General features: G+C 68.5%; 16 protein-coding genes and 1 CRISPR repeat array. Of the genes, 8 read left to right on the forward strand and 8 right to left on the reverse strand.

Annotated features, from left to right (window positions below):
* Nucleotides 1-24: 24 nt before the first annotated feature.
* A complete protein-coding gene (locus U9J66_RS04960) occupies nt 25-708 on the forward strand; it encodes a maleylpyruvate isomerase N-terminal domain-containing protein (RefSeq protein WP_326337168.1) in 684 nt (227 codons plus the stop codon).
* A 71-nt stretch (nt 709-779) separates the two neighbouring features.
* Nucleotides 780-1,052: direct repeats of the CRISPR family, unit length 29 nt; unit sequence CGGTCCATCCCCACGTGCGTGGGGCTCAG.
* 78 nt (nt 1,053-1,130) lie between these two features.
* Here U9J66_RS04960 and U9J66_RS04965 read toward each other — a convergent pair.
* Nucleotides 1,131-1,610: a GNAT family N-acetyltransferase gene (locus U9J66_RS04965; protein ID WP_326337169.1), complete on the reverse strand. Its 480-nt coding sequence runs from the start codon at nt 1,608-1,610 to the stop codon at nt 1,131-1,133.
* Between the two features lie 221 nt (nt 1,611-1,831).
* On the opposite strand from U9J66_RS04965, the gene U9J66_RS04970 reads away from it, so the two are divergent.
* Complete coding sequence (locus U9J66_RS04970) at nt 1,832-2,593, forward strand: 5-formyltetrahydrofolate cyclo-ligase (RefSeq protein ID WP_326337170.1); 762 nt, start codon at nt 1,832-1,834, stop codon at nt 2,591-2,593.
* A gap of 105 nt (nt 2,594-2,698) precedes the next feature.
* Here the strand turns inward: U9J66_RS04970 and U9J66_RS04975 are convergent, their stop codons facing one another.
* Complete coding sequence (locus U9J66_RS04975) at nt 2,699-3,253, reverse strand: NUDIX hydrolase (RefSeq protein ID WP_326337171.1); 555 nt, start codon at nt 3,251-3,253, stop codon at nt 2,699-2,701.
* A 752-nt stretch (nt 3,254-4,005) separates the two neighbouring features.
* Between U9J66_RS04975 and U9J66_RS04980 the strand changes: the two genes are divergently transcribed.
* The 3 genes from U9J66_RS04980 to U9J66_RS04990 are packed head-to-tail and all read left to right on the forward strand — an operon-like array spanning nt 4,006 to nt 5,582.
* Nucleotides 4,006-4,200, forward strand: a complete 195-nt coding sequence (locus U9J66_RS04980; RefSeq protein WP_326337172.1) for a hypothetical protein — start codon at nt 4,006-4,008, stop codon at nt 4,198-4,200.
* Nucleotides 4,184-4,720 carry a DUF6879 family protein gene (locus U9J66_RS04985; protein WP_326337173.1) on the forward strand — a complete coding sequence of 179 codons (537 nt, stop codon included), beginning with the start codon at nt 4,184-4,186 and terminating at the stop codon, nt 4,718-4,720. The genes U9J66_RS04980 and U9J66_RS04985 overlap by 17 nt, the downstream gene beginning before the upstream one ends.
* Entirely contained in the window at nt 4,710-5,582 is an 873-nt protein-coding gene (locus U9J66_RS04990; RefSeq protein WP_326337174.1) for a helix-turn-helix domain-containing protein, read from the forward strand. The genes U9J66_RS04985 and U9J66_RS04990 overlap by 11 nt, the downstream gene beginning before the upstream one ends.
* Nucleotides 5,583-5,811: 229 nt before the next feature.
* On the opposite strand, the gene U9J66_RS04995 is transcribed toward U9J66_RS04990, so the two are convergent.
* The 5 genes from U9J66_RS04995 to U9J66_RS05015 all read right to left on the reverse strand — a co-directional run bounded on the left by U9J66_RS04995 (nt 5,812) and on the right by U9J66_RS05015 (nt 10,106).
* Nucleotides 5,812-6,162, reverse strand: coding sequence for a hypothetical protein (locus U9J66_RS04995; protein WP_326337175.1), 351 nt, complete (start codon nt 6,160-6,162; stop codon nt 5,812-5,814).
* A 491-nt stretch (nt 6,163-6,653) separates the two neighbouring features.
* Nucleotides 6,654-7,670, reverse strand: a complete 1,017-nt coding sequence (locus U9J66_RS05000; protein WP_326337176.1) for a pyridoxal-phosphate dependent enzyme — start codon at nt 7,668-7,670, stop codon at nt 6,654-6,656.
* On the reverse strand, nt 7,628-8,599 hold the full coding sequence (locus U9J66_RS05005) for a GHMP family kinase ATP-binding protein (protein WP_326337177.1): 972 nt from the start codon (nt 8,597-8,599) through the stop codon (nt 7,628-7,630). The genes U9J66_RS05000 and U9J66_RS05005 overlap by 43 nt, the downstream gene beginning before the upstream one ends.
* 11 nt (nt 8,600-8,610) lie before the next feature.
* Nucleotides 8,611-9,387 (reverse strand): Rossmann-like domain-containing protein, encoded by a 777-nt coding sequence (locus U9J66_RS05010; protein WP_014908359.1) that lies wholly within the window; start codon nt 9,385-9,387, stop codon nt 8,611-8,613.
* Nucleotides 9,384-10,106 carry a methyltransferase gene (locus U9J66_RS05015; protein ID WP_326337178.1) on the reverse strand — a complete coding sequence of 241 codons (723 nt, stop codon included), beginning with the start codon at nt 10,104-10,106 and terminating at the stop codon, nt 9,384-9,386. Before U9J66_RS05015 ends, U9J66_RS05010 begins: the two co-directional genes overlap by 4 nt.
* A 296-nt stretch (nt 10,107-10,402) precedes the next feature.
* Between U9J66_RS05015 and U9J66_RS05020 the strand changes: the two genes are divergently transcribed.
* Nucleotides 10,403-11,647 carry an MFS transporter gene (locus tag U9J66_RS05020; RefSeq protein ID WP_442789845.1) on the forward strand — a complete coding sequence of 415 codons (1,245 nt, stop codon included), beginning with the start codon at nt 10,403-10,405 and terminating at the stop codon, nt 11,645-11,647.
* 45 nt (nt 11,648-11,692) lie between these two features.
* On the opposite strand, the gene U9J66_RS05025 is transcribed toward U9J66_RS05020, so the two are convergent.
* On the reverse strand, nt 11,693-13,831 hold the full coding sequence (locus U9J66_RS05025; RefSeq protein WP_326337180.1) for an MGH1-like glycoside hydrolase domain-containing protein: 2,139 nt from the start codon (nt 13,829-13,831) through the stop codon (nt 11,693-11,695).
* A gap of 86 nt (nt 13,832-13,917) precedes the next feature.
* Here U9J66_RS05025 and U9J66_RS05030 point away from each other — a divergent pair, with 86 nt between their 5' ends.
* Nucleotides 13,918-14,883: an AraC family transcriptional regulator gene (locus U9J66_RS05030; RefSeq protein ID WP_326337181.1), complete on the forward strand. Its 966-nt coding sequence runs from the start codon at nt 13,918-13,920 to the stop codon at nt 14,881-14,883.
* 98 nt (nt 14,884-14,981) lie between these two features.
* The gene (locus U9J66_RS05035; protein ID WP_326337182.1) at nt 14,982-15,371 is read left to right on the forward strand and encodes a hypothetical protein; all 390 of its coding nucleotides are present in this window, start codon (nt 14,982-14,984) and stop codon (nt 15,369-15,371) included.
* Nucleotides 15,372-15,507 lie beyond the last annotated feature (136 nt).

Raw genomic sequence — 15,507 nt, forward strand, 5'->3', positions numbered from 1 at the left:
TTCCTGTGTTATAGCTTGTTCGGCATGAATTCAAGTATTACGCTCGACGCGCTCGTGCATGAGGCGAATCGTCTGTCGCAGGAAGCCGATGGGCTATCGGAGGCCGAGTGGCACCGGCCGACACGATGCGAGCCGTGGTCGGTGCGCGAACTGCTCGGACACATCCGTGTCGTACTCGCGTGGGTTCCCGAAATGCTGGCCGCCCCTGCTCCGGAGACCGCCGATATCGATGCGGTCGAATACTATCGCCCGGATGCACGGTTCAGTGAACAGACCAACACCGCGCGCATCGATCTCGCACGAGATTATGCGAACCAGCACGCCACCGGTGCTTCTTTGGTCAAGGATTTCACGGCCACGTGGCAGCGCGTCGAGGAGATGAGCCGACAGGAGCCTGTCGGACGTGTGGTGAGAACGCGGCACGGCGATGCCATGTTGCTGTCCGAGTTCCTGCTGACGCGGGTGGTCGAGGTGGCCGTGCACGGCCTGGATCTGGCGGACGCGTTGGAACGCGTCCCCTGGCTGACCCCGGAAGCCGGCTCGGTCCTGCTGGACCTTCTCGCGGGCCCTGATCAAATTCCAGCCATCGAAGGTCTGGGCTGGCGTCCGGAAGTGTTCCTGCGCAAGGCGACAGGACGCGCGGACCTCACCGACGAAGAGCGAGCCGAAGTGACAAGGCTCGGCGTTCAGTGGCTCACGCTCGGCTAGTGCTGTAGTTGGAAACGTTCACCCGAGCCCTCACCCCGCAGTCGCCAAAGGGTGTTCTCCCCCGCCCAGTCCGGCCCATCCCCACGTGCGTGGGGCTCAGGGAAGCCCCCTCTCTGTGAGGTGGTTTCGGGGCGATCCATCCCCACGTGCGTGGGGCTCAGCCACCCCACGAAACCCCCCACCCTGCCGGGCTCGGTCCATCCCCACGTGCGTGGGGCTCAGAAATCTCTGACGCGTTCCTTTACGGCATAGATCGGTCCATCCCCACGTGCGTGGGGCTCAGAGCATCAGGGGCCTTTCCGCAGGTAGAAGCAACGGTCCATCCCCACGTGCGTGGGGCTCAGGGAAAATGACCTGCGAGAACAGAGGCCGTTATCTTCCCGCAACCTTTGGCCGGAAGCAACCTCCAGCCGCCCACCGGCTCAGCTCAGAGTCAACTGATAGACGGCTCGGCCACGGCCCGGCCCCTTGAAGTCGGTGATGACGGAGACGCCGTTGATCTCGTGGTCGCCGGGAACGTTCGTGAAACCGAGGGCGGTCCAGCCGGCGTGCGCCGCTTGGTTGTCGGGTTCTGAGGTGAGGTAGAGACGCCGGCAGCCCCACTGCTCGGCCTGGGAACGCACGTTCTGTATGAGCGCTCTGGTGATGCCGCGGCGGCGGTGATCGGGATGGGTCATGACGTCTTGCACGTAGATGTCCGCGGGATCGTCCTGGCTGCGGAAGGCGATCACCGCTCCGGCGACGGTGTCATCGCTGCTGATGGCGATGGGACAGGTGGAGGAGAACAGGGTGGCGTAGAGCCAGTAATCGGACAGGGTACGTGCGGAGATGTACGGCTCGCCGAGTTCCATGAGTTGTAGGACTTCGCCGATCCGTTCGGGGCGAAGGGGCGTGACGATCACGAGCGCTCCTCGATATGGATCTTGTAAACGATGATGGCCGACCAGCGTGCCATCGCGGCGGGAGCAACAGCGCTGCGGCACTGCGACCGACATCGCTCACACCACGCACGCGGGTGGAGCGACCTCCCTGATCGCTAACGTCGTTCGCCCCTTGGCGAACCCTTCCCGCCATCATCGACGGTCAGGGCCGGTTCATCGACTTCATCACCCGTTAGGACCCCATGAGCTCTGATCGGATCACCGACGCCAAGACCCGACTGCGCCACAAGGTATGGCAGCACCTGGACTCTGTCCAAGCGGGCCGTTCCGGCCCCGTGAACGGCAAGATCCCGAACTTCCACGGCGCGGACCGAGCCGCCGAACACCTCACCGCCCACCCCCGTTGGCGAAAGGCCCGGGTCGTCAAAGCCAACCCCGACAAGGCCCAGACCGAAGTCCGTCTGGCTGCGATGAGAGAGGGCAGATTGCTGTACATGGCGGTGCCGAGAATCGCCGGCACCGCCCCCTTCTACCTCCTCGACCCGAGCACCCTCATGACTCCCGCGGACATCGCCGTCACCGGTACGGGAGCCGCCGAACACGCCTCGCGTACCCGACCCGATCGCATGCGAGCGGTGGACGTGATCGTCTGCGGCAGCGTCGCCGTCAACCACGACGGAGTCCGCCTGGGCAAAGGGGCGGGATACTCCGACATCGAGATGGGACTGCTCGCCCAGGCCGGACTCGTCTCCGACGACACCCTCATCGTCACCACCGTCCACGAACTCCAAGTCCTGGACGAGCCCATCCCTGAAGCCGAACACGACGTAAGCGTCGACCTGATCGTCACCCCCGACGGGGCGATCTCCTGCCCGCCTCACCGCCGCCCCTCGGGAATCTCCTGGGAGGATCTATCGGAACAGAAGATCGCTGCGATCCCGATCCTCCAAGAACTGCGTGAACTCGCGGCCTCGGATCCGGAGGGTCCGCCCCACAACCGGTAAGGCGGCCGGGCGCTCTTTGTGTGGCTGCTCCGATGTGGGAACTCGGGTTCGGCAGAGGAGAACCGTATCTGTGAGCCGAGCGCCGAACCACCCAGGTCGACGGCTTCAGGAAGCGAGAAGGTGGAGCAGTGCGATGAGGGTGCCCGAGCTCTGGATACGTCCCTTGGAGATCAGGCCGCGGACTTCGGCCAGAGGCACCCATTCGTAAACACCCTCGTCGAACTCGGTCGGATCCGCCACCGGTTCGGCGTCACGGCCAACGAACACATGGTGAGGGCTGCGGACCGTGCCGATCATCGGCTCGAAGGTGGCCACATGCTCCACCGAGCCGACCCGGTGGCCGGTCTCCTCCAAGGCCTCACGCACAGCCGTCTGCTCCGGAGTCTCCTCGGGGTCCAAGAGCCCGCCGGGCAGCTCCCACCCCCAGACATCGGGCACGAACCGGTGCCGGTAGCTCATCAGGACATGCTCACCGGCCCGGTCCACGATGGCGATCACCGCGGCCGAGGGCAGGGTGACCGTGTGGTGCTCGAACCTGTTCCCCGAAGGCGTGGTGATATCCGCCTTCCCCAACCGCACCCACGGGCTGTCGTAGATGGCGCGTTCACCGTGAACGACCCAACGACCTCTACCACCTTCGGAGCTCTCCCTGTGTCCCATGCGCCGAACCTACGTGACCGGACGCGGCATGGGACGGGGACCGCCTCCACGAAGCGGCTCTGCCCGATGGAGCCAGGACGGAAGGCATGGACAAACGTGGGCGCGGCCCCTTGAGGACCGTGGATATGCGCTCGGGGCGCGGCCATCGCATCATCGGGATCTTGTCGGACCGTTCGGTCCATCCCCGCGTGCGCGGGGAGCAGGCGGAGCTGACCGAGTGGATGGCCTACGAGCAGGGTCCATCCCCACGTGCGTGGGGCTCAGGGAAAATGACCTGCGGAAACAGAGGCCGTTATCTTCCCGAAACCTTCACCGCGAAGCAGCCTCCGCTCCTCCTTCATCCCTACCACACCCACCCCGAAGCAACCCGAGAAAGAGCGCCCCACCGGTTTCACCCCCTCCCATCAGAACACCGACCACCGACCACGCTGATCTTCCCCTACACGTGTGGGCTGGCCTCCGTTCCACTCCCCTGGCAAGCCCGACTCCTCTTCTCAGGCATCCGCAATTCGTCCAGCACCAACGTCCATGCTCATACACGCTTCCAGGGGTGAACAAGCCCCTCGACATCGCCCGCACCCAGGAAGAACAGTGGCCGACCATCGCCTTGGACAACATCGACCGAGAACCGACCCGAACCGACCACAGGAACGGCGTTTATTCCCGAGCGTGAATACTTCCAAGAATCTTGACCCCGACCCTCCGGGATCTCTACCTTAATTTCGCATTGTGCTGGACGGAAAGGATATTTCGTGGCACTTCAGAAGCTTTCCGGTGACTGCAACCGCAACGACTGCCCCGGGGTCTACACGAACGGAGACGGATCCGTCATCGTTCAGGGCCCACTACTGACCGCCACCGAAGGACTGACCTTCTCCGAGGGAGAGGTGGCCGTGCGTATCCCCGCTCACCTGATCGAGGAGGCCGCCCGTGCGCTTGGAAGGTGATGCCTGGCAGGAGTTCTTCCACTCCTTCCGACAGGAGGCGTTCCGGCTCGAAACGCTGCCCTGCTACACGGTGCCCGAGGAAGAGGACGAGCTACGTCAATTCCTGGCCGGGGTCTCCCGCCCCGTCGAGGAACTGCACACCGACACCTACCTGATCCGGGTCCGTGAGCACGTCGAGGCGGGCCGCAGGATGCACCGGGTCCACACCCTCACCAGCCCGCTCAACGACCACCTGAGATTCCAGTTCGAATGGGGCTACGCCTTCAGCGTCGCGGCGGGCGAGGAGGTCAACATCCTCGACTTCGCCACCACCCCGAACCCCGGGCTGCCCCAACAGGATTTCTGGCTCTTCGACGACACACACGTGGTACTGATGCATTACGCTGCCGACGGTACCCAGACCGGCCGGGAGCTCCTGGAGGACGCGGACCCGGCGCCTTACGTCCGTTACAAGGAACTGGCCCTGAAACACGCCGTCCCCTTCTCCGAGTACTACGAGGCCGCACCGCTTGACCCTTGAACCCGAACACGCCGATCGGCAGCGCGGCGAGTTGGCCGACGCACTGCGTCGCCTGCGCCGCGCCGCCGGTCTGACCGGTGCCGGCCTCGCCACCCGTACCGGGATGAGCCAGGCCAAGGTCAGCAAGATCGAGAACAACCGTGTCCGTCCCTCGGTGGTGGACGTCGAGCGCATCCTCACCGCACTCGGAATATCCACCACCGATGACGACGGCTCTCGCCTGATCGAGCTGGCAAGGATCGCAAGCTCCGACTATCAGGGGTTCCGTATCTCCCTGCAGCGGGGCCTGGGCGAGCTACAGCGGGACCTGTCCGCGATCGAGAGCGCCGCTTCCACCGTGCGCTTCTTCCTTCCGTGCATGATCACCGGGCTGCTTCAGACCCCTGAGTACGCGCGCCAGACACTGACCCACCCGTTGGTGAACCGCGGCGCGGAGTGGCGGACGGCCCTGGCACGGCGCCTGGAGCGCCAACAGATCCTCTATCGCCCCGGTAAACGGTTCGTGTTCGTACTAACCGAGGCCGCGTTGCGCTGGCCACTGTGTCCGCCCGAGGTCATGGCCCTGCAGATGGACCGGATCGCCTCCCTCAGTGAACTCGCGGGGGTCGATATCCACATCGTTCGGGCCCACCCTCCGGTGCCCAGCGGGCCGCTCAACGGCTTCACGATCTACGATGACCGCCTGGTCACGGTGGAGGTGTTCACCGGGGAGCTCGCACTGCGCGATCCCAAGGACATCTCCTACAGTCGTGAGATCTTCGACTTCTTCCACGAGCATGCTCTTTCAGGAGAAAATGCCCGTTCCTTCCTCGATGGACTCGCCCAAGAGTTCCGGTTCAGAGCACAAACGGACATTCCTTAGGGCGAATTTATTCGCACCCGAGAAAGCCCTTCATTAGTCCTGGCAAGACCCTTAGTGTTTCCCGTGCAGCCACCCCCTAACGCAAAGGAGCCCGCTTTGCAGGACGCGCAGGAAACCCGACAGGAGACCCCTGTCCGGACGGCCTATCCCCACGCGCGCGGGGCTCAGGGCGGTATGGACGAGAACTTCGTCGGCTGGGGCGGTCCATCCCCGCGTGCGCGGGTCTCAGTCAGCGGGACCGTGAGTCCGGGTCGTCCTCCTCTTCGTCGGCGGCGCGCAGGTGAACTTCCCCGATATTCTCCGCCTGGATGACCGTGCCCGAGTTCGAGCCAACCCAGTTGGAATGGGTCTCCAAGAGCCCGCGCGCATTCTTCACCCTCTCCATGAACACCAACGCGGCGACCGCAGACAAGAACATGAAGAGCCCCACGTGCAGCACAATGCTCTCGTAGAGCCCTGGTGTGAATCGCTGAACACAGTAGGCGACAAAGCCGGTCAGGAAGAAGGCCGAGACGGACCGCCTACGCCATCGGAGCTCACGTTCGTATACCTCTTGGACCTGTGCGGTGTGAGTGTTCATGCGCACAGCGTAAGGGTGGTCGGTTCGCACCTCGACCCTGCCCGCACCATGCCCTGCCGCACCGTCGTCCAGAAGGTGAACCCCAATGTCACTCGCCGAGCAGCCTGATCCGCTGGGCCTTGAACTGGTCCTCGGTGATCGACCGACCCCCGTGTGCGTGGGGCTCAGCTCTCTTGCCTGAAAGGCAAGATCCTTCACGGCGGTCCATCCCCACGTGCGTGGGGCTCAGGGGAAACGACCTGCGGGAACAGAGTCCACTACCTTCCGCGACCTTCACCGCGAAGCGATCTCCGCTTCTCACCCATCCCTACCACGACCGTCCTCGACCGAACCGTGCCGGAGGAGATCTCCCTCCACGACCCGACACCGGCCGGGCCCCTCCCCCACGGCCCCGGCCACGACCATCCCCACGGTCGCCGATCGGGCTCATCACCCGATCGGCGACCGACCACCCCACCTACGTGGGGCTTCCTCCGTCCCCTACCGACTACTCAGTCCGCACGATGGACGGCCTGTTCGGGGGCGGGACGACGCCCCCACTCCATCCGGCACCAGGGCGGAGCCAACCCCGCCAGATCATCGATCGCGGTCGGGGCCAGGTCATCGATGGGAAGGGCGCTCTCGTGGTGGGCGAAGACCGAGTCCACGTAGCGGTGCCCGGTGTCGGCCGCCACGAACACCACCCGTCGGCCCGTACGCGCCGCCTCCCAGCGGGCCACCAGGTAGGCGGCCCCGGCGGAGAGTCCCGCGAAGACCGCGTGGCGACGGAGCAGGTCCACGCTCCCCGCCAGCGCGGAATCGAAGGAGGTCCAGTGGAGGGTGTCGTAGAGGGTGTGATCGACGTTGCCGAAGGGGATCGAACTGCCGATACCGGCGATGATGATCTGGGGATCGTCGACGCCGTCGCTGCCGAAGGTGACGCTGCCGAAGGGCTGGACCCCCACCAGCGGGGTGTCGGGGAGGCTTTCGCGAACGTAACGCGCCAGCGCCCCCGTGGAGGCGCCCGACCCGACCCCGCCCACCAGGGCCAGCGGCCCGGTCCCCACCTCCTTGAGGATCCGGTCGGCGACCGCCCGATAGCCGAGTCCGTGGACGGCGTCGTGGTATTGGCGCATCCAGTGGAAGTGCGGGTTCTCCCGGAGCACCTCCTTGATCCGGTGGACCCGACGATTCTGGTCCAGGGACAGATCTTCAGAGGGAGGCATCCGCTCCAGGGTCGCTCCGAGGACGGCCAGTTGGATTCGCAGGGGATGGTCGATAGTGGTGGAACCGACGATGTGGCAGCGTAAACCGTATCTGTGGGCGGCCAGGGCCAGCCCGTAGGCGTAGATACCGCTGGAGCTGTCCAGCAGGGTGTCACCGGGGCGGACCACCCCGGTGTCGAGCAGGTGGCGTACCGCCGCCAGGGCGGACGCCACCTTCATGGACTCGAAGCGAAGGCACAGCAGGCCCTCGCCCAGGTCGATCAGATCAGGTCTGGCGATGGCTTCGGATACGTGGTCGTCCAAGATCGCTCCCCTGGGTTCAGGGTGTTCCTCGAAGAGGTGGAGAAGACCCGGGTCGGGGTGAGTCCCTCCCGCCCGAGTCGGTCGACCGCCGCGTCGACGCGGGGTCGTAGATCGGGGTCGGTCGCGTCGAAGAGCACACCGGCGACGTTGCCGCTGTGCGCCACCTGAATACCCACCGCGCCGCAGGCCCGGGCGATCCCGCGCAGGGAGCCGAGCTCGGTCTTGGGCAGGATCCGTTGGTTGAGGATGGCGCTCTCCGTGCACACGTGACCCACCCCGGCGGCGTCGCGATCGGTGATCGCGACCCGCAGGGCGAAGCGCAACCGCTCGTAGACGGCGACGTCGTTCGGTCGTACCTCTCCCGGAAGGGCGAGGGTGTCGACGGGACGACCGTCACCGGTCAGGCAGCCCACCACGACCAGTTCGGGCAGGGCGGACCCGAGGTCCTCCAGGACCCGCCCCTCCCGCTGGGCGAACAGCAGTGGCCGTTCACCGAACATGACCGGGTCGCTGGCGCCCTCGGCCGCCACCGCTACCCTCGCCACGACCTCCACGGGAAGTCGAACGCCCAGGCCCGCGGCCACCGCGCGCACGGCGGCGGTCACGTCGCCGGTCGAGGAGCCCATGCCCAGGCCCGGCGTCGCACCCCCTCGTACGCTCAGGTGGCCGCCGACCGGCCGGACCCCGGCACGTCGCGCGCATTCGGCGACGGCCAGTTCGGCGGCGCGGGCCGCCTTGGTCCGATCCGGTGGATCCACGGTCACGCCCGTGGGCGCGCCGACGGAGAAGGGGGTGAACACCGCGCGGGTGGCGGGTTCGGCCATGGGCAGGGTGACCAGGCCGCGGGTGGGTCGTCCCCGCCCGTCCAGGAAGACTCCCTGGAGTACCTCACCGTGGTGGCAGGTGGCCTGTCCGGTTCCGAGGGTCACGCCTCGGCCTCCTAGCGATATCGATAGAGCAGGGTCGGTTCCGCGCTGAACTGGGAGAACGGGAAGGGTTCCGCCGACAGCGCCGTGACACCGGACCCCAGGAACCGTCGGGCGACGGCGGCGCCGCTCTGGGCGTAGATCACCAGGGGTGTCCCACGCTCGCGGCAGCTTTCCAGGATCCGGTCGAAGGTGCCGTTGCCCAGGGTCATCCCGGTGGCGACGACCGCGTCGGCCTCGGACAGGACCTTCTCCATGTCCGGTTCGACGGGGTCGCCCCACTGGGTGCGACGCAGGTTGAGATCGCAGGGCAGACACTCGCCACCGCGTTCACGGATGGCGGCGACGAGCGGGTTCACGACACCGATGAGGGCGATCCTTCGGCCCTCGGGGTCGGGAAGGAGTCCGGTGACCGCCCGGTCCCGGGCCACGGCCCGTTCCTCGGGGGTCCCGAACGGGAGGGGGACGGCCTCGGCACGGGGGTCCTGGGAGTGGGGCTCCTTCTGCGCGAGGTAGGCGTCCAGGGCGGCCAGGCGCAGGGGCGCGGGGCCTTCGAACAGTTCGGCGAGGGGGCGGCCGGAGTAGGCGGCGCACACGTCGGGGTCCAGGGCGCCCTCTTCGAAGGCGCAGGCGCCGAAGGCCCTGCCGATGCGGACGAGGACGTAGCGGTTGAGGTAGGTGACGTCGCCGCCGGCCAGACGCGTGCCGTGCTGGACCCAGAAGACGCTGGTGGCGATGGGAAGGTCCGGGGTGTCGAGCACGGAGCGGAACAGGGTGTCGAGGTCTCTCATCGGGCGTCCTCCCTCGTGAGGCGGAAGAGGTAGGTCAGGACGCCGTCGTTCCAGTCGTGCCGGTGGTGGACGTGCGCGGTGAAGCCCTCGTCGACGGCGTGGCCGATGATGTGCCGCAGGTCGGCGGTGTTGGAGACGATGAGGTGGATCTCGCCTCCGGGGGTGAGCAGGTCGCGTTCGGCGATCTCACTGAAGAAGGCGTCGGTGACGGCGGCGCCCGCGCAGACGTTGCGGACCACGTCGGGGTCCTCGCTCACCGGTCGGCTGACCGCCGGAGGGTTGAAGGTGATCACGTCCAGGCGTGTGCCGTCGGGCAGGGGGTCGAAGAGGTTTCCGACGCCGAGGTGGAGGATCCCGGGGCCGTCGTCGCCGACGATGCGTCGGTAGCCGGCCTCGGTGGCCTCGACGCTCGCGGGGTGGACGTCGAGGGCGTACACGTGGGACGCGCCGCGCAGGCCGGCCACGATCGCCTCCACGCCGAGGCCGACGCCCATCGCGGCGTAGGAACGTCCGCGCACGTCGATCTCGTCGTCGAGGAGGCGTCGGTGGATCATCCGGCTGGTCTCCCCGGGGACGAAGACGCCCGGCGGGACCTCGAGGTCCCATCCGTTCCAGGAGTAGTGACGCAGGGTGTGGAGGTCGGTCTTGGGGCGGTTGAGTTCGATGATCCGTTCCGCGGGCAGGGGCGGGGGGAGTTGATCGATCAGAAGGGGTGTCACAGGGGGTCCTTTCCGATGATGGGGGCTTCGGGGGTGTGGGTGGTGTGGGGAGGGAGAACGTGGCGACGCGTGTTCGAGCGGTGACTATAGTAAAAATGAAAACCGTTGTCACCCCCGATTCATCTCACGAATCCCCACGATTCCGGCACACCCCCACGTGTCGTCCCCCCTCCACGGACACGCCAACCCCTGCGCACCAGGGCCTCCCATCCGCCCCAGGTCGGGTTCGGCGATCCTGGTAGCGAGTGATAATCATTTTCACTAGAGTGGCCCCGACCCACCTCGAACGATCGGAGATGAGAGCTCCCGTGCCCTCGACGACACCGCCCACGACCGACGCCCGGCGCTCCACCCCGCTCCGGCGCCCGGACTTCGTCCGTCTGTGGTGCGCGACCACCGCGTCGGGGCTGGCCACCTGGGCCATGCCGTTCATCCTCGGCCTGGCCGTCCTGCACGGCTCCCTGAGCGCCGTCGCCCTCGGGCTGGTCCTGGCCGGACGCACCGCCGGGTTCCTGGTCGCCGTCCCCCTGGGCGGGGTACTCGCCGACCGGCACTCCCGTCGCGCCGTGGTCCTGACCGCCGGGCTCACCGCCGCCGCGGCCACCCCCGTCCTGGCCCTGGGCCTGGACACCTCCACCACCCTGATGACCCTGGCCGCCACCGTCGTCGGCGTGGGCCAGGGGGCCTGCCGCCCCGCCTTCCAGGCGCTGACCGCCGAGGTGGTCCCCCTCGAGGAACGTCAGCAGGCCAACGCCGCCCTGACCTTCTCGGTACGCGGGGTGACCCTGCTCGCCCCGGGCCTGACCGCGTTGGCCGCCACCGTCACCGGCCCCGGCACCCTCCTCATGGCCACCATGGTCCTCTGGCTCGCCGCCGCCCTCCTGCCCCGAGGCGGAACCCTCGCCACCGAGGAACGACCGGAGCGCCGCCCCTTCCACGTGGAGTTCCTCGAAGGGCTCACCGAGGCACGACGCCACCCCTGGTTCCTGTCCGGGCTGGCCGCCCTGACCACGGTGATCGCCCTCGGCTACTCGGCCACCAACGTGCTGCTCCCCCTGGCCGGACGCGACCACTACGGCACCGAGGCGGTCCTCGCCGGAGCGCTGACCGCCTACACCGCCGGCGCCCTGGTGGGCGCCCTCCTCATGTCCCGCTGGCGTCCCCGGGCCCAGGGCCTCTGGGCGCTGTTCGGCCTGGGCCTGTACGCCCTGGCCCCGCTGAGCCTGGCCTTCCCGGTCGGCGCCGTGGTCGTGTTCGCCGCCTACGCCGTGGTGGGGCTGGGCGTGGAGCTGTTCAACGTCCCCTGGTTCACCGCCGCCCAGCGCGAGGTCGCCCCCGACAAGCTTGCGCGGGTGTCGGCCCTGGACTTCCTGTTCGCCTACGGGTTCGCCCCGGTGGGCCTGGCCCTCATCGCCCCGGCGGCCCAGGCCTTCGGCTTCGAGGCGGTCCTTCTGGCGTGCGCCCTCCTGTGCGTGCTCGCCCCGGCGTTGGCCGCCCTCGCCCCGGGCGCCCGCGACTTCCGCACCCCGCGCTCCCCCTGACCCGGCGTGCCCCGGGCGAACGTCGCCGCCCGGGGCGCCGGAGGGTCAGGGTCCCCAGGCGAAGGTGTGCGGGCCCTCGACCCCGGGGAAGAGGAGACCGTCCCCCTCCAGGCGGGGTTCGCTCCCCCGCTCGGCCGACGTGTTCACCGGACGGTCACCGTCCCAACGGAGCACCCCGTCCACCGCGACACGTCGTCGTTCCCCGGCCAGGGGCACCAGCACTTCGCCCACTCCGCCCGAGGACTCCACGGTGAGGACGAAGGTCCCGGCCTCCCGGTCTCGTACCCAGCGGACCGCCAGCCCCCCGTCCGGCGTCGGCACCCGTCCCTGAGCCCACCCCAGGTCGGCGAGGCCCGGGGCCACCCTCCATCGCCGGTAGCCCGGAGCGGTGGGGCGCACCCCCAGCACGCCCTCGCTCAGCGCGGGCACGGGGGTCGTCCACGGGGTGCTCGCGAAGGCCCCGGGCTCGCGCGTGCCGTCGTTCTCCCAGGAGAACCAGCCGGTCCCCGGGCCGGTCTCGACCATGTGGCCCCACCAGCGCCGGATCAGGTCCAGGGCGCCCTGGACGTCCCCGTTACGGACACGTCCCAACGCGTCCAGGGCCTGGATGTAGCCCTGGATGTCCGACGCCCGATAGGGGTTGTCCTCGAACTCGCTGGAGCGGGTTCCGTACGGCGTGGCCAGCGTGGTCCCCAGGTGGCGCATCACGCGCCGGGCCCGTTCGGGGTCCAGGATCCCGAAGACGAGGGCTCCGGCGTTGGCGTCACCGGTGCGGTCCCGTGACGGATCGTCGGAGTTGAGGATCACGGCCCCGGCCTCCTCGTCCCAGAGCCGGTCCACCAGGGACCGCCTCAGACGTTCGGCCCGCTCCTCCAGACGGTGGGCGGCGTCGACGTCGTCGGCGACGTCGCGTTCCAGGGCGGCCAGCCCTCGGAGCGCGTCGTACAGGACCGCGTTCGTGAGCGCGTCGACCCCGGACGCCAGGTCCAGGGGCGACCAGTTCGCGACCATCGCCAAGGGCGCCTCCGGGTCGGTGCGCCGGTCCTCCTCCTCACGGAACAGGCCGTCGGCGTCGGTCCGACTCTCCAGGAAGGCGATCGCCCGACGGGCCACGGGGAGCATCGCTCGCGCGAATCCGGTGTCGCCGGTGTGGAGGTGGTGGTCGGCGAGGGAGGCGATCCAGAAGACGGTGAAGCCGTGAATGCTCACGTCGTGGAACAGGGAGACGTCCGGTCCCACACGTCCCAGGGCCAGGTCGGGGTCGGGTCCGTTCTCCGGGACCCGCCACCCGTCGGCCGGGCCCGGATCATCGGGGTGTTCGGGGTCGCCGTGGACCAGGTGGGAGGCGGCCGCGGGAAGGGAACCGTCGGGGTTCTGGATCCAGCCGAAACGGCGTAGCGACTCGCGCACCAGCCACCCGTAGTCGTTGCTCTGCCGGTAGCCGGCCAACGCCTGCATGTGCAGATCGCCCATGAAGATGACCCGGTCGAAGGGGGTGGTGAGCATCCAGGGGCTCGGCCCCTCGGGCGCTCCGGGCAGATCGCTGTCCTCACTGACCGAGGCCAGGTCGCCGGTGTGGGCGCCACCGTGCCAGGCCAGGTTCACCAGCGCGTCGTCGGAGAGGAAGTGCCCGTCGCGGGCGACCGGGTAGACCGTGGAGCGTATCCGGACGTGGTCGATCACGGCCTCGCCCGGACCGTCCAGGGTCAGGAGCAGATAGCGCGACTCGCGCTTGCCGTCGGCGACGAGGGTGGCGCGCCCTTCCCTGGGAGCGAAGAGGTCCACCCGCGACCAGGGGGCCGCGTCGGTTCCGAAGAAGGCGGCGATCCCGTCGCCTTCGGGGGAGAGTCGATCGCGGAACTGGGCGTGGGCCACCCTCAGCGGGGCTCCGGCGATCCGTTCGACCACCACTTCCAGGCGTCCCATGGCGAGCAGCCCCAGGTCGACGATCACCGAGGTGCCGTGGCGCTCCACGGTACGCAGGACCAGGGGCTCTCCCCCTTCGACGAGAATCCGCTCGGGGTCGGGGACTCCCGCGGGGTCCCCTTCGACGGTGACGTGGGCGGGACCGATGAGCGGGGTGTCCGGTAGGACCACGAGGTCGCGCCAGGAGGGATCCTCGGGCAGAGGCGTCCGTGAGAGTTCCTCGGCGTCGATCTTCCGGTCCTCTTCTTCTCTGTTCATGGGTCCGACACTAGGTAGCTCTTCTGAGACGATCCATGATCCAGAGTCCGATTTTCCTTCGCGATACGCTCACCTAGGATTTCGCCATGGATCTGTTGAGCGACGTGGCCACCTCCATGCGCGCGGGGACCCCGGGCTCGGCCCGGATCGAGGCGCACGGCCCCTGGGGGTGGTATCTCCCCGGAGATCCCGGCGTGGCGGGCTTCATGGCCGTCCTGAGCGGCACCTGTCGTCTGTTCCCGGACGAAGGGGATCCCCTCTCCTTGGGGCCCGGCGACATCGTCTTCTCCCCGCACGGCGATGGCTACGGGTTGAGCGACGGCCCGCTCGAGCCGGAGTCGACCCTGGAGGAGGCCAGGCCGGGCGAGGGCGGCTTCCGCCGGTACGTCTACGGCGAACCCGGCCCCCACCCGCCCACGGTGTTCGTCGCCGGCGGGTACCGGCTGGACCGTGAACGCTCGCATCCGCTGCTCACCGCCCTCCCCGCACAGATCCACGTCCGGGACGGCGGCCCGGCGATCGCGCGCGTCCTGAAGGATCTGGACGAGGAGACCGTCGCCGACCGGCCGGGGTCGGACGCCCTCCTCCCCCTCCTCCTGGACACGTTGCTGCTGTACGTCCTGCGCGCCTGCCTGGATCCGCGCCCGGGCCACGGCGCCGGAGGGTGGGCTCGGGCCCTGGCCGACCCGGGCGTGGCCTCCGCCCTGGCCGCGCTGCACCGGGACCCGGCCGCCCCGTGGACGGTGGTCTCCCTCGCGAAGGAGGCACGGATGTCGCGCGCGACCTTCGCCCGCCGTTTCTCCACCCTGACCGGCCTGTCCCCGATGCGCTACGTGACCTGGTGGCGGATGAACACCGCCCGGGGGTTGCTGCGCGACACCGATCTGTCGGTGGAGGAGATCGCCTCCCGGGTGGGGTACGGATCCCCCTTCGCCTTCTCCCACGCGTTCCGACGCGCCCATGGCGAGGCGCCGCTGCGCTACCGGAGGCTTCGACGCCCCGGCGCGGGCGAGGGCTCGACACCCCACCGCACCCTTGATCATTCCCTATAGGGATTTACAAGTGGACATGATGACCAAGATAGATAACTATAGGGAGCGATACGACCCTTCATGGTCGCCGACCATGACGTGAGAACCGGAGGCCCCGGATGAACGACCGACCTCGCACCCCTCCCGCCACCGACGCCGACACCCCGCGCGCCAGGATGCGCTCCGACCTGGTCACGGCGATGCGGGAACGTCGCCGCGAGACCGTCTCCGCGCTGCGCACCGCCCTGGCCGCCCTGGACAACGCCGAGGCCGCGCCCGCGCCGGAGACCCCGAACGCCACCACGAACGAGCACATCGCCGGGTCCCGGTCCGGGGTCGGCTCCACCGAGGCCCCGCGTCGCGTCCTGTCCGCCGACCGGGTCCGGGCCCTGCTGAACGAGCAGATCGAGGAGCGGACCATCGAGGCCGACCGCTACGAGGCCCACGGCCGACACGACGCGGCGCGCCGGCTCCGAACCGAGGCCGACGCGCTCCGCCCCTATCTCTAGATCGCGTCGACGTTCACGAGGCGCCGCGGAAGACGCGCATGCTCGTCGAGGCCCGCACCGCCATCTCCCGAGGGCCGGGCGCGGGCGAAACCGACCGGACGTTTTCCCGGTCATGGGCATGCCCTACCCGTGGAAG

Origin of the sequence: Nocardiopsis sp. LDBS1602 (assembly GCF_035818715.1) — a bacterium.
GTDB lineage: Bacteria > Actinomycetota > Actinomycetes > Streptosporangiales > Streptosporangiaceae > Nocardiopsis > Nocardiopsis alba.